Here is a 15,507-nt window from a genome sequence, read left to right as displayed (position 1 = left end):
TTGCAGAATATGAAACGGGAAACTGTAAAATCATTTTTTGGTAAAACGCTTATATTTCAAATCTTGTTTTTTGTTGCAGCGCTTTTTCTGACAATATATTTCTTTCCTCGCGAAGAGAAATTCCGTTATCATTTCCAAGAAGGAAAACCCTGGAAATACGGGTTATTAACAGCTTCTTTCGACTTTCCTATTTACAAAAGTCAAGAACAGATAAAAAAAGAACAAGACAGCATTCTACAACAATTTCAACCTTTCTATGTCGAAAACGCATCGATCGGGAAACAACAGATAGCAAAATTTCAACAAGCGTACAAAAACGACTTGAAAGACCGATTACCTCATCATCTTTATAACTATACGATAACCGCTTTAGACAATATATATAAACAAGGGATCATTTCATCCGGAGAATATGATAAGCTACAAAAAGAACATATCGAGAACATCCGCATACTCAATAACAATATTGCCCGTGAATATCAGGTCAGTCAGTTACGTTCACCTCGTACTGCTTACGAGCAGATTATAAATAGCCTTCCGGACGAGGCAAGCAAAGACCTTTTACGCACCTGCAATCTCAATACCTACTTAGTCGAGAACATGGTTTTCGATAGTACTACGACAAAAAAAATAAGATACGAGCTTTTACAACGGATATCGGCATCCTCCGGTATCGTACAAGCCGGTGAAAGAATTATTGACCGGGGCGAAATCGTCTCTCCTCATACCTATCAGATTTTAAAATCATTGGAAACGGTAACCCTCAAGAAAAAAATCAATATGGACAGGAGAGAGACGACTCTGATCGGACAAGCTATCGTTATTACCTGTCTGTTCACTTTCTTTTATCTATTTTTAGCTCTTTTCCGTTCCCGGATTTTCAAAGATATAAGAAGTTTGGGATTCCTGATGTTGATGATCGTATGTGTAACCTTGGCAGCATACATGATGACGCAAACCAGACTACAAGGCATATATCTCGTCCCGTTTGCCATGTTACCGCTCACAGTCGTTACATTCCTCGATTCGCGAACAGCATTATATGCGCATCTGGTCACTGTCCTATTATGCGCATTCGCAGCACCGTTCCCATTAGAATTCATATTCTTGCAAATCATAGTGGGTATGACAGCAATAGACAGTCTCAGCGAATTAGTAAAAAGATCTCAATTGGTGCGTTGTGCTATACTCGTATTCATAGCTTACTGTGTAAGTTATGTAGGTTATACATTACTTACCGAAGGGGATTGGAGTAAACTCAATCCGAACATGTTCCTTTATTTTGGTATAAACGGAGTATTACTGCTATTTGCATACCTTCTGATTTATTTGCTCGAAAAGACATTCGGTTTCATTTCTAACGTTACCTTAGTAGAATTGTCCGACATTAATTCTCCGGTACTCAGGCAACTCTCTGAAATCTGTCCCGGAACATTCCAACACTCCATGCAGATTTCAAATTTGGCGGCCGAAGCAGCGAACAAAATAGGGGCAAATGCTCAATTGGTAAGAACCGGCGCTTTATACCATGATATAGGAAAACTTGCAAATCCGGCATTCTTTACAGAAAATCAATCTGGAGTAAATCCTCATCATAATCTCTCATACGAACAAAGTGCCCAAATTATCATACAACATGTGAAAGACGGGATCAAAATGGCAGACAAACTGATGCTTCCTCAAGCCATCAAAGATTTTATCAGCACACATCACGGAAAAAGTAAAACCAAATATTTTTATAATTCATATAAAAACGAATTTCCGGATTTCAAAATCAACGAAGACTCGTTTACTTATCCTGGACCGAATCCTTTTACTAAAGAAACAGGCATATTGATGATGGCGGATGCTGTCGAAGCAGCTTCCCGCAGTTTGAAAGAATATACCGAAGAGTCGATTTCAAAATTGGTAAACAATATTATAGATAGTCAGATTGCAGATGGTCTTTTCAAGAATACACCTTTAAGCTTCAGAGATGTAGAAACTATAAAAAACGTATTTATCGAGAAATTGAAAACAATGTATCATACACGCATCAGCTACCCTGAATTAAAAGAAGATCCGCATCGGAAGCCGGATCAAACCAAACAACAATAAGAGAATTTACCCAAAGGATAAAGTAAAAATAATAACTTGTAATTTCAAAAACACATTCCATATCAAATTTCTATCTTGACAGAATAAAAATAAAAAATATGTAGGTAGATAAAGAAAATTTGCGTAATATTGCACTGTCAAAATAAATTGAAGCAGAGATAGAATGAAACAGTTCCTGCAATATTGTTTTATATATACTACTATTACAACAACCACCCCTTAGGGGGTTTAAGTTGTCATATCCATCCTTTTGGTTCATAAATACCGATTATATGAACCGATTCCATTGAAAATAAATTTATAAATTTGACCTTGTTCCGTTAATCAATACCGCTTTTCTGTATAAAAACAGAAAAGATACATTGTGCCGGACAAAAAATAAAAAAGATATATTTACAACTGATGAAAGTATTAAAATTCGGAGGAACATCCGTAGGTTCCGTAGAAAGCATCAAAAACGTAAAGAAAATAGTAGAAGCCTGTGATGAACCGGTAATAGTAGTAGTATCCGCTTTAGGTGGTATTACCGATAAACTGATAGAGACCGCTCGTTTAGCAGGAACTGGAGATAGTGAATATCTAACTCATTTTAAAGAAATTATCCACAGGCATCATAACGTTATCGACGGGATCGTTCCGGAAAAACGTAAACAAGAAGTGCTCCAAATCGTAAACGAATTATTAGACGAGCTCGGTAATATATTTCGGGGAGTATCGCTTATCAAAGACTTATCTGCCAAAACCCAAAATACCATAGTCAGTTACGGAGAACGGATATCATCTGTGATTGTCAGCCGAGTGATTAACGATGCCGTACATTATGATTCACGGGAATTTATTAAAACAGAAGTCCAGTTCAACAAAAATATAGTTGATTTTGATCTAACAAATGAACTGGTTAGGAAAACATTCAAAGAACTGCCGAAAGTCGCCTTAGTTCCGGGGTTTATCTCTTCCGATAAAAAAAATAACGATGTAACCAATCTCGGCAGAGGTGGTTCAGATTACACTGCAGCGATCCTCGCAGCGGCATTAGGAGCATCGCGTCTGGAAATATGGACGGATGTCGATGGGTTCATGACCGCCGATCCCCGAGTTATCAGCAACACTTATGTTATAGAACACCTGTCGTTTATCGAAGCGATGGAATTATGTAATTTCGGGGCAAAAGTTATTTATCCTCCGACCATTTATCCGGTCTACCATAAAAATATACCTATCGTTATTAAAAACACTTTCAACCCGGAAGCTCAGGGAACATTAATAACTCAAGATTCCGCATCAGGCGAAGGAAAGGCAATTAAAGGAATATCGTCGATCAACGATACCTGCTTAATTACCGTTACCGGACTTGGAATGGTAGGTGTTATTGGTATTAACTACCGTATATTCAAGGCCCTTGCCAAATCAGGAGTAAGCGTATTTCTCGTATCTCAGGCATCCTCTGAGAATAACACTTCTTTCGCTGTAAAAAATGCAGATGCAGATTTGGCGGTAAAAGTTCTCACCGAAGAGTTTGCTCAAGAAATTGAAATGGGTGAGATCAGCGAAATCAGTGCAGAGAAAGATCTCGCCACAGTAGCCATTGTAGGTGAAAATATGAAACACACTCCGGGTATTGCCGGGAAACTCTTCAACACTTTAGGACGTAACGGTATCAATGTCATCGCATGTGCGCAAGGAGCTTCGGAAACAAATATTTCTTTTGTAATAGAACTAAACAGTTTGAGAAAAGCTCTAAACGTAATTCATGACTCGTTTTTCTTGTCTAACGTACAAGTTCTCAATCTATTTATCACCGGTATAGGATTAGTAGGAAAAGACTTGTTAGAACAAATACGCAAGCAACAGCCCAACCTGCTCAAAGACAAATCGCTCCGACTGAATATTGTCGGATTGGCGAATTCAAAAAAATGCCTGTTCCGCCGGGAAGGCATTTCTCTCGACCATTATGAAGAAGAACTCAAGGCATCTCCGCTGTCGGCCAGTCCGGCAGCCATACGGGACGGTATCATTCAAATGAACATATTCAACTCGGTTTTTGTCGATTGTACTGCCAGCAATGAAATAGCAGGAATTTATAAAGATCTTCTTAATCATAATGTTTCTGTCGTTGCGGCTAATAAAATCGCCGCTTCATCGGCTTATGACAACTATGCGGAACTGAAAAGAATAGCACGCAAACGGGACGTCAAGTTTTTGTTCGAAACGAATGTCGGAGCAGGATTACCGATTATCAATACAATCAATAACCTGATCAATAGCGGGGATAAAATTCTGAAAATCGAAGCAGTAGTTTCCGGAACATTAAACTTTATCTTCAACGTTTTAAGTGAAGATATACCTTTAAGTAAAGCTATTCGGCTGGCTCAGGAATCAGGTTACAGCGAACCTGACCCCCGACTCGACTTAAACGGACAGGATGTGGTACGAAAGCTTGTCATTTTGGCAAGAGAAGCAGGATATCGGGTAGAACAAAGCGATGTTGTAAAAAAACTGTTCATCCCCGAAGAATATTTTCAGGGCTCTCTGGATGACTTCTGGAAACAAATTCCTAAACTCGACGAAGAATTTGAAGAACGACGTAAAAAGCTGGTTTCCGAAAATAAGAGATACCGTTTTGTCGCAACTTTAGATGGAGGAAAAGTCGAAGTCGGGTTACAGGAAGTCGACAGCAAACATCCTTTTTATCAATTAGAAGGAAGCAATAACGTAATATTAATCACAACCGATCGTTACAAAGAATATCCGATGGTTATCAAAGGATACGGTGCTGGGGCTATGGTAACGGCAGCCGGTGTATTTGCCGATATTATCAGCATTGCCAACATTCGTTAGTAAAAAATATTATTATGAAGTATATAATCGTATTAGGCGACGGAATGGCTGATGAGCCAATCGCCGAATTGGGAAATAAAACACCTCTCCAAGCTGCCGACACTCCAATTATGGACTGGCTCGCTTCACATGGAAGGTGCGGTCGCTTAAATACTGTCCCCGAAGGATTCGAACCGGGAAGTGAAATCGCAAACATGTCGGTTCTCGGATATGATCTATATAAAGTCTTCGAAGGAAGAGGTTCTTTAGAAGCTGCCAGTATGGGAGTAGACATTGAACCGGGAGAGATGGCTATGCGCTGTAATCTGATCTGTATAGAAAACGGAATTATCAAGAATCACTCGGCCGGACACATTTCCAATGAAGAAGCATCTGAATTGATCGATTATCTACAAAAAGAGCTGGGAGGAAATGATGTGAATTTTTTCCCGGGAGTTTCATACCGACATCTCCTTAAATTAAAAGGCGGAGACAAACGATTAAAATGTACACCTCCGCATGACGTTCCCGGAACTCCGGCAAACGAAGTGATGATAAAAGCTCTTGTCCCGGAAGCTCAGAAAACGGCAGACCGGTTGAACGAGCTTATCGTCAAATCCCAAGAACTATTATGTAATCATCCGGTAAATCTGAAAAGAAAAGCCGAAGGTAAAGATATGGCTAACAGTATATGGCCGTGGTCACCGGGCTACAAACCGCAAATGAAACCTATAACACAGCAATACGGCTTGCGTAACGGAGTAGTTATTTCAGCAGTCGATCTGATCAAAGGCATAGGTATTTACGCCGGATTGAGATCTATTGATGTAGAAGGGGCTACCGGATTATATGATACAAACTACGAGGGAAAAACCGAAGCTGCCATAGAAGCTTTGAAAGACAATGATTTTGTATATCTGCATATCGAAGCCAGTGACGAAGCCGGACATGAGGGAAACGCCTTACTAAAGAAAAAGACTGTAGAGTTTTTAGATCATCGGGTTTTAAAGCGACTGGTAGAAGCTTCTCAAGAAATGGATGAACCCTTGACTATCGCTCTATTGCCAGATCATCCTACCCCATGTCGCATTCGCACCCACACCGCAGCCCCAGTTCCTTTTATAATTTACAAACCGGGAAAAGAACCCGACAATGTACAGACATACGATGAATTCAGTGTCGAGGAAGGATATTACGGGCTACTGAGTCAAGATGAATTTATTAAAGAATTATTCAAAAAAGATTGATCAAATGTATTATTACAGCACAAACAAACAGGCGGCTAAAGCAACTTTAGAGGAAGCGGTAATCAAAGGGTTAGCCTCCGACAAAGGTCTTTTTATGCCAGAAACTATAAAAAGGCTGCCCGATGCTTTTTATCACAATATCGGAGAAATGACTTTTCAAGAGATGTCATTTATCGTAGCAGAAGCTTTCTTCGGAGAAGATGTCGAAGCCGACATATTAAAGGAAATTGTTTATGATACACTGAATTTCGATACTCCTCTTGTTCACGTTCATGACAATATATACAGTTTAGAACTGTTTCACGGACCGACATTAGCATTTAAAGACGTCGGAGGACGTTTTATGGCACGCCTATTAGGGCATTTCATTCGCAAAAAAGGAGAAAAAGAGGTTAATGTTTTAGTCGCCACATCCGGAGATACGGGCAGTGCCGTAGCAAACGGATTCTTAGGAGTCCCCGGCATACGAGTATTTGTCTTGTATCCCAAAGGAAAAGTCAGTGAAATACAAGAAAAACAGTTTACGACACTCGGCCAGAACATCACGGCTTTAGAAGTCGATGGGACATTCGATGATTGTCAATCCCTTGTGAAAGAGGCATTTATGGATAAAGAATTGAATAAGGCCCTATTGCTGACATCAGCCAATTCTATTAACGTTGCCCGCTTTCTACCGCAATCTTTTTACTATTTCTATGCTTATGCACAATTAGCCCGCATAGAAAAAAACAAAGATGTTGTCTTCTGTGTTCCCAGCGGTAATTTCGGAAATATAACAGCCGGATTATTCGCTAAAAGAATGGGGCTTCCGGTTAAACGATTTATTGCAGCAAACAATCGGAACGACATATTCTTACAATATCTCATTACCGGTAAATATGAACCTCGTCCTTCTATACCGACGATAGCCAATGCCATGGATGTCGGTAATCCCAGCAATTTCGCCAGGATATTGGATCTATACGAAAATTCCCATGAAGCTATCTGTAAAGAAATAAGCGGAGTCAGTTATACAGATGATCAGATACGCGAAACTCTTAGTGAAGTATATAAAAAGTATAATTACCTACTCGATCCTCACGGAACTTGCGGCTATCGTGCTTTAACAGAAAAGTTAGAAAATGGAGAAACCGGTATTTTCCTGGAAACAGCACACCCTGCCAAATTCTTGGAAACAGTGGAAGGAGTTATCAACACCCCTGTTAATATTCCGGATACCCTTTTAAAATTCATGCATGGGAAGAAAAAAAGTATCGAAATACCCGCCTCATTCATACCATTTAAACGATTGTTGCTCAATACAAAATAATTTATATAAACAGGTTATCAACAATTTGAAAGCAGTATGTTGATAACCTGTTTATTCATCTTTTCCATCATATCATTAAACCTTTCTTCCTAATTATTATCTAAATAAAATAAACTTCATTGGATAGCAAACATTCATACATAAAAACCTGTTCTTCTAATAAAACCCGATAATTCTATCGATATGAAAAATATAATAACAATTATAGTTTGCTTTCTAATGGGAATCGGAATGGCATCCCAATTGCATTCGAGTGAAAAAATAACCCAAAAGAAAAATCGCAAATACAATACTCCCGATTCCACCGACATGAAATATCATGCTCAAGCTCTTGCGGCATTAAAAGACAGCACTTTTGTTTTCAACACGAACCAAATCATTTTTAATAACGGAATCAGTACATCTGTAAGTTCTGTAACCAATTTTATTTCCCTAAATAAAAATCGGGTAGTCATACAAATAGCATTTGATATTCCATATATAGGATATAACGGTTTAGGAGGCATTACGGTAGAAGGACATATCTCGACCGTTAAAATGAGAACGGACAAAAAGGGTTTCACCCGTTATGAATTTTATGCAAACGGAACAGGTATTTCTGCCAGAGTCGAATTGACTTTACACCCGACAAATAACTCTGCAACAGCAATTATTTCTCCGAATTTCAACAGCAAACAATTAAATTTGAACGGAAGCATATCTCCTATGAACAAAGCCTATATTTATAAAGGAACATCTCTATAACTGCAAAAATTTCGGAACAATTTCTTCCCAAAACAATTAAAATGAGAAATACGCTCCAAATTTCTTATTTTATGACACATTTACACCTTAGTGTACGCTATTCTTTGCGTATTTTTGTAATATAAACTTTAACCTCCTAACAAAATACGATGAAAGAGAAAATATTCTTTTTGATATGCTTTCTATGCATATCATGTATGACAAAAGCCGAAAGCAAACAAGTAATCAAAATCAGTACGGACGACATAGACTTAATTTATAAAGTCGGAGAGAACAATCGTCTCTACCAAAGTTATCTGGGAAAGAAGTTACTTCATACATCCGATATTGCCTATTTGCCACAAGGCACAGAAGCTTATCTTACACACGGCATGGAAGACTACTTCGAGCCGGCAATTCATGTAGTTCATAATGACGGAAATCCTTCTTTACTACTAAAATATATATCCCATACCGAAAAACAACTTTCACCGGGCGTAAATGAAACAATTATCACCTTGCAAGACGATAAATATCCCGTCACGGTAAAACTGCACTATATAACTTATCAAAAAGAGAACCTGATTAAAACATTTACAGAAATCAGTCATCAAGAAAAGAAACCGGTAAAGCTACACAAATATGCGTCTTCAATGCTGCACTTGAATCGAAATAGATATTTCCTGACTGAATTTTCAGGAGATTGGGCAAGTGAAGTACACATGAAAGAACAACCTCTGGAATTCGGTAAAAAAATACTCGATTCCAAATTAGGATCTCGCTCCAACATGTTTTGCTCTCCTTTCTTCCAGCTCTCTTTAGACGGGAAAGCAGAAGAAAACCAAGGAGAAATACTGGTCGGCACATTAGGATGGACCGGAAATTTCCGCTTTACATTCGAAATAGATAATAAAAATGAATTACGTGTCATATCGGGAATCAATCCGTACGCATCAGAATATAGCTTGAAACCGAACGAAATTTTCCGTACTCCGGATTTTTATTTCACCTATAGTTTTTCAGGTAAAGGTCAAGCCAGCCGAAATTTTCATGACTGGGCACGAAAATATCAGGTCAAAGACGGAGAAAAAAGCCGTATGACCTTATTGAACAACTGGGAAGCCACATACTTCGATTTCAATGAAGAAAAACTCGTAGAATTAATGGATGACGCTGTAGAATTGGGTGTAGATATGTTTTTGCTCGATGATGGTTGGTTTGCTAATAAATACCCGCGTAGCAGCGATCACCAAGGTTTGGGCGACTGGGAAGAAACGTCAGACAAGCTTCCCAACGGTATCGGATACTTGACAGAAACCGCAAAGAAAAAAGGAATTAAATTCGGTTTATGGATCGAGCCGGAAATGGTGAATCCCAAAAGCGAACTATATGAAAAACATAAAGACTGGGTTATCCATTTACCTAACCGTGATGAATATTATTTCCGTAATCAATTAGTATTGGATTTAAGTAATCCGAAAGTACAAGATCATGTTTTTAATGTAGTCGACAATTTAATGACCAAATACCCGGATATTGCTTTCTTCAAATGGGATTGTAACAGTCCGATTACCAACATTTATTCTGTTTATCTTAAGGACAAGCAATCTCATTTATATATTGATTATGTCCGAGGACTCTACAACGTACTGGATCGAATAAAAAACAAATATCCCGATCTGCCGATGATGCTTTGTTCCGGAGGAGGAGGACGATCGGATTATGAAGCTTTACAATATTTTACGGAATTCTGGGCAAGCGATAATACCGATCCGATAGAAAGACTATTCATTCAATGGGGATTCTCTCAAATTTTTCCGTCAAAAGTCATGTGTGCACATGTCACCACATGGAATAAAAATAGCAGCATAAAATTCCGGACAGATGTTGCCATGATGTGTAAACTCGGCTTCGACATAAAATTAACGGATATGAACGAAAATGAAAAATCCTATTGTCAATTGGCAGTAAAGAATTATAATCGATTAAAACCCATTATTTTAGATGGAGACATGTATCGTTTGGTATCTCCTTACGATGGGAATCATACCTCAACTATGTATGCAAGCAAAGATAACAATAAAGCCGTAATTTTTGCATTCGATATACACCCCCGCTATGCCGAAAAAACATTGCCTGTACGCCTGCAAGGATTAGATCCGAATAAAATGTACCGTGTAAAAGAAATCAATCTGATGCCGGGAATGAACTCTTCCTTACCGGATAACGGGAAACTTTTATCCGGAGATTTCTTAATGACTGTCGGATTAAATCTATTTACCGCACAGCAACTTAACAGTCGTGTAATCGAAGTTTCAGCGGATAACTAATTTAAAGAATATACTCAATCAAATAAAAAAACTTCCATAAAAAGAAAAAAGCTGCCTCATTTCCTATTTTGAGGCAGCTTTTTTGTATCCAATTGGAGTAACCGTTATAAAAAAATAGACAAAATACGAGTAACTAAAAAACTAATTGTTTGAGATATTAGTTTTTCTTTCTCAAATATGCAACACACATATCTCAAGTCCTTTATCTTTACAAAATATTTCATACATCTTATCTGTCTGAGTTTTCCGATAAAAAGATATTATCAGATCGTTTTTGCGATTTCTTCCTGTCTGGTTGTTTTCACGATAGCCCGCTATTTATCCCTGAAAAAACAATAAAGCATCCTCGAAAGAAACTTCTGACCCGAGCAAAATTCAGGTTCTAAAAGGAGAAAATCCCCCAATAAAGCATAATATTTTTCAATATGTTTGAGATACGTTCCGAAAAAAATATATCGAACAGACTATAATAAAAAAATAGAGGCTGCCAAATGACAGCCTCTACACACACTACAACCAATCCTAATTTTCACCTATTAGAAAACCTGAAAAACACATTTACATCACAAAATTATTTTAAACACCTTAATAGCTTTATCCGCTATTACAGAAATAAAATAAATTCCTTTGTTCAAATTCTCAAGAATACCTTTTCCACTTACCGAAACAACAGAAATAAGAGATGCCGTTGCATCGGTAACTTTCAGAATAACATTCTTTTCACCTACATTATAGCAGACTTTTCCGTCTGATGCATAGATGTTAACGTCTGAAACCTCTTTTTTTTTTAAACCGGTCGTTGTAGGATTAAAATCCGATTTAGCGAACTTTCCGCCTCTTTTTCCATTATCGATAGCCTGTACCCCCCACTCATAATCGACATTCTCATCAGGAACATACATAGAATAAGAGGTTGTCATTATCTGACCTGAAATTTCTGCCACCTTAATAAATCCGGTAGCTGGATCAGCCGGAACTGTCATAAAATATTCCGATGAACCGGCCTTTCTCAAATACAAATTATATTGTAATGCCGATGCCGGAGTCACGTCATCTGTGGCAGCATCCCATGTAAAGGTTACCATCCCTGTATTCTTATCATAAGAATATCTCAAATTCTTCGGAGCTGACGGAGCCGCATTAGAATCAATATCCTTACTGCCCGAATTATTTTTCCACAATTGTGTAGCACAAGCTTTTGAACATACAGAGGCTTGTGCCCATCCCATATTCCAAGCATCCAAATAACCGTCATTATCATAATCTACCAAATGATTATTTCCATGACTGATTCTGTCAAAAGATCCTAATTTGCCGAAAGGATCATCATAATAAGCCCCATAAGACTCAAAATAAAAATCGCCTTTATTCAAATATAACCAAGTCGTAATCTCATGTTCTGCCCCATGTCCTCCGACTAAAATATCCGGCAGTCCGTCATGATTGACATCACCTAGCGAAGGAGTTGCACCATCTACACCTTCAAAACCACAGAAAGCATCATTTAACATTTCAAAACTACGATTTCCGCAATTTTTATATACGAAGAACGATTTTGCACTTCCGCCTCCCTTATTTCGGGAATAACCTGTAACGACAATATCCATATATCCGTCTGCATTCAAATCGCCCAAAGCGCAAGAAGAATCATACGATCCGTAAAAATGTTGTCCGGTTTCACTGAAAGTGCCGTCGCCATTATTCCAATAAACATGCAAATTTCCTTCATTCGGACCGTATCCCGATGACACGATATCTAACCAACCGTCATTATCCATATCGGCAAAGTAAACAGACCCTCTCGCCAATCCTAAGAACGGATCAGTTCCGTTAAGCGGAGTTTCCTGCCGGATAAAACGTTTACCTTTATCATTTTTATACAAATATACGGCGCGGCGGTCGTGATGTACCAGAACATTTCCATCTTCCGCCAACATGCCATCTGCATCTTCATAATCATCCCTTCCGGTGACAACAATATCCAAGTAACCGTCTTTATCATAATCACCTACCGAAACCCATTGACGAGAACGTCCCCCATCGGTATCATTATAGATAGGATAAATCCCCATACGATTTCCCGATTTATCGGCAACATTCACCTCTTCAAAAACATAGTTTCCATCCGGTCCTTTACCCTTATTCTCATATAAAAAGGCTGCTACATCATTTAGATCATTTTCATAATCTTTATTCTTCAAACCGGGAACAAAAAGATCTAACAATCCGTCATTATTATAATCAAACCATACCGGACAAGCATAATAACAAATATCAAAAGGGCTATCTTTTCGTTCAAACTCATCATTCCCGGCATATTTATACAGTAACGCAGTACCTTGTTTCGAGGAAGAGAGATGTTCATTATACCCCGAATATACAAGTTCTAATTTTCCATCATTATCAAAATCCCCCCAAGCTACATTCGAGCGGTCCGATGTATGATAAAATTCTCCTGCTGCAACATCTGCCCCATTTCCCGACTGTACCGGTTCTGCCGGAACAGGTTGCACTATTTTTTCAAATTTGGGGGTTATTACCGTTCCGGGAACAGGGATATCCGAATATTCCGGATTTTCCAGTTCATCATAATTCTCGGTATACTCAAAATCCTCGGTCACAAAAGCTGAGATACCGACATCCATAATCTGCTGGCCACCGCCCTGTTTCCCACCGACAGCGATCAAATTCCAACTATTCGGTTTCAATGCATTCTTAGCTTCTTCCGAAATATCTTTCGGTACATAATTAAAGACACATCCGGTTCTGGTCGCAGCCCATACCCCGTTAATATAAATTTCTATATCATCGTCATGGAATAAAACAAACCGCAACTTATCAATCACTTCCTCTGTAATATCTCCAAGATAAAACCAACGACGCATATAAATCTGGCTCGTTTTCCATTCGGTAGAAACAAGACTTGTCGATGGTTCAGGAACACCGAAACCAAAAGCGGCCTGTCCCTTTGCCCAAGCCCTGTCATCAAACTCTTTGGCAAACCAACGGCGGGGAACATCGGTCGTTGTATTGTAACGCCATGTATATTTATGATCTTTTGCCGTAGAAAGTATAGGCTTAATAATTATGTTATTCTGAGGCATATTTACACATTCCTCGATTTTTGCTTTCAATTCTCCATAAGGAGAGTATGGCTTCAAAACACGGCGATCATAAGTCAAAACCCCGTTTTTCTCAATTTCGACATCCGAGATTTGGGTATATACCGCTGCATTCAATCCTTGATAATAAAAATCCTTTATTTTATCGCACAAGCCATTAAAAAATGCCGTGAAATCTCGACCTGTCTCTACCGTAGTATATTGAAAATCTCCTCCCGGCCAAATATGTCCCGGCACTTTTAATGTTATTCCGCCATATTCTCCGCAAACCGCAGCCCGATTTGCATTAGAAGGACAAGAAGGATCGGGATAACTATGCGTATCGATAATATCTCCGATTTCGGCATCAGTCCATCCGCTCGCACAACAAATCAAAGTAGGCTTTCCAAACCGTGCAGGAGTCAATGAATTTACCTTAGTATCGACTATATTGGTCATACGTTCCGTGTCGAATTGTCCCCAACCTTCATTGAAAACGATCCACTGAACAATGCTGGGATGATTTTTCAAAGCATCTATAATAGATTTTGATTCAGATTCAAAATTTGCTTTTGCAAAATCTTCATGACCTTTGGGCAGATTCGGACTCGGCAAGTCCTGCCAAACCAAAATTCCCTCTTTATCACAATGATAATACCAACGAGCTGGCTCGGTCTTGATATGCTTACGCACCATATTGAAACCCAAGTCTTTCATCGTGCGGATATCGAATAATAATGCCTCATCACTGGGTGCAGTATATAATCCGTCAGGCCACCATCCTTGATCAAGCGGTCCCATCTGGAAAATCTGCTTATCATTCAAGAATATACGAGGAATATCTCCGACTTTTTTAACCTCGATCTTACGGATTCCGCAATAACTTTTCACAGCATCTGTTTCTTTTCCGTTCTTTACCAGAGAAATTTCAAGATCATATAAATAAGGATCTTCTACCGACCATGGATGTACTTCCCCTTCGATCGTCATGCGGATAATGCCGGCAGGATTTCCACCTTCTAATGTCGAAACGACATTTCCGTCTTTATCTTTTATTTTCGCATTGACAGTAACCCCCTCGGGCTCGCTCGGATTTATCATGAGTGACAACCACTTTTTATCTAAATTAGGTTCCATTGTAAACGATGCTATATGCACCGGATTCACCGGCTCTAACCACACAGTCTGCCAAATACCGCTCACTGCCGTGTACCAGCATATAGAAGGATTTCTGGATTGCTTCCCTGTCGGCTGTCCTTCCATACCTGTATTATCATAAATATACACAGCTATCTCCTGCTCTCCGCTATCTTTTAAGGCAGAAGTAATATCAAAATAGAAAGGATCATAACCTCCGGTATGCGTACCTACCTGAATTCCGTTTACATAAACGACCGTTTTCCAATCGACAGCACCGAAATGGAGCAATATGTTTTTTCCTTTCATCGATTCGGGAATCACGACAGTTCTCCTATACCAATAACATTGTTCGTCGCTTTTTTCCATAACTCCCGATATAGCCGATTCCAAAGGAAACGGCACCAATATCTTTTTATCATAATCGAAATCTGCCGAATAGGCCTCGTCAATTACACCTTTTCTGAGGTCCCACACTCCATTCAGATTCATCCAATCCGATCGTACCATTTGCGGTCTCGGATATTCGGGCAAAATATTATTCGGGTCTATCGTCTCAGACCACTTAGTCATCATAGGACCTTTTTTCATCTCCCACTCCGCTGCCTGAGAAATTGTCCCCGAAAACAACAAGAAACAAAGTAAAATAAATAAGCACGTTCGAAAAGAATTCTGCTTCATGATATTAAAAAATTTAATCGTTAGAAAAATTATCATTTCAAAATTACCGTATAAAGAATTAATTT

Annotated in this window: 7 protein-coding genes; 6 read left to right on the top strand and 1 reads right to left on the bottom strand. The window is 38.8% G+C overall.

Annotated features, from left to right (window positions below; all coding sequences use genetic code 11):
• Nucleotides 1-9 precede the first annotated feature (9 nt).
• The 6 genes from AC0UMU_RS07345 (at nt 10) to AC0UMU_RS07320 (ending at nt 10,523) form a co-directional block, all read left to right on the top strand.
• Complete coding sequence (locus AC0UMU_RS07345) at nt 10-2,097, top strand: HD family phosphohydrolase (RefSeq protein WP_009318641.1); 2,088 nt, start codon at nt 10-12, stop codon at nt 2,095-2,097.
• 402 nt (nt 2,098-2,499) lie between these two features.
• Entirely contained in the window at nt 2,500-4,935 is a 2,436-nt protein-coding gene (gene thrA / locus AC0UMU_RS07340; RefSeq protein ID WP_278714517.1) for a bifunctional aspartate kinase/homoserine dehydrogenase I, read from the top strand.
• Nucleotides 4,936-4,949: 14 nt separating this feature from the next.
• Entirely contained in the window at nt 4,950-6,161 is a 1,212-nt protein-coding gene (locus AC0UMU_RS07335; RefSeq protein ID WP_278714518.1) for a cofactor-independent phosphoglycerate mutase, read from the top strand.
• 4 nt (nt 6,162-6,165) lie between these two features.
• A complete protein-coding gene (gene thrC, locus AC0UMU_RS07330; RefSeq protein WP_022389567.1) occupies nt 6,166-7,470 on the top strand; it encodes a threonine synthase in 1,305 nt (434 codons plus the stop codon).
• Nucleotides 7,471-7,653: 183 nt separating this feature from the next.
• Complete coding sequence (locus AC0UMU_RS07325) at nt 7,654-8,214, top strand: DUF4251 domain-containing protein (RefSeq protein WP_009318636.1); 561 nt, start codon at nt 7,654-7,656, stop codon at nt 8,212-8,214.
• A 149-nt stretch (nt 8,215-8,363) separates the two neighbouring features.
• Nucleotides 8,364-10,523 (top strand): alpha-galactosidase, encoded by a 2,160-nt coding sequence (locus AC0UMU_RS07320; RefSeq protein ID WP_009318635.1) that lies wholly within the window; start codon nt 8,364-8,366, stop codon nt 10,521-10,523.
• A gap of 563 nt (nt 10,524-11,086) precedes the next feature.
• Here AC0UMU_RS07320 and AC0UMU_RS07315 read toward each other — a convergent pair.
• Nucleotides 11,087-15,442: an FG-GAP-like repeat-containing protein gene (locus AC0UMU_RS07315; protein ID WP_278714520.1), complete on the bottom strand. Its 4,356-nt coding sequence runs from the start codon at nt 15,440-15,442 to the stop codon at nt 11,087-11,089.
• Between the last annotated feature and the right edge of the window lie 65 nt (nt 15,443-15,507).

The organism is Coprobacter fastidiosus (assembly GCF_982245605.1).
The sequence above is the reverse complement of the archived record's forward strand: the minus strand, read 5'-3'. Positions and strand labels throughout refer to the sequence as shown.

Bases quoted from the DNA above. Each gene is read 5' to 3' on its own strand.
- AC0UMU_RS07345 (WP_009318641.1), top strand. From the start codon at position 10: ATGAAACGGGAAACTGTAAAATCATTTTTTGGTAAAACGCTTATATTT.
- thrA (WP_278714517.1), top strand. From the start codon at position 2,500: ATGAAAGTATTAAAATTCGGAGGAACATCCGTAGGTTCCGTAGAAAGC.
- AC0UMU_RS07335 (WP_278714518.1), top strand. From the start codon at position 4,950: ATGAAGTATATAATCGTATTAGGCGACGGAATGGCTGATGAGCCAATC.
- thrC (WP_022389567.1), top strand. From the start codon at position 6,166: ATGTATTATTACAGCACAAACAAACAGGCGGCTAAAGCAACTTTAGAG.
- AC0UMU_RS07325 (WP_009318636.1), top strand. From the start codon at position 7,654: ATGAAAAATATAATAACAATTATAGTTTGCTTTCTAATGGGAATCGGA.
- AC0UMU_RS07320 (WP_009318635.1), top strand. From the start codon at position 8,364: ATGAAAGAGAAAATATTCTTTTTGATATGCTTTCTATGCATATCATGT.
- AC0UMU_RS07315 (WP_278714520.1), bottom strand. From the start codon at position 15,442: ATGAAGCAGAATTCTTTTCGAACGTGCTTATTTATTTTACTTTGTTTC.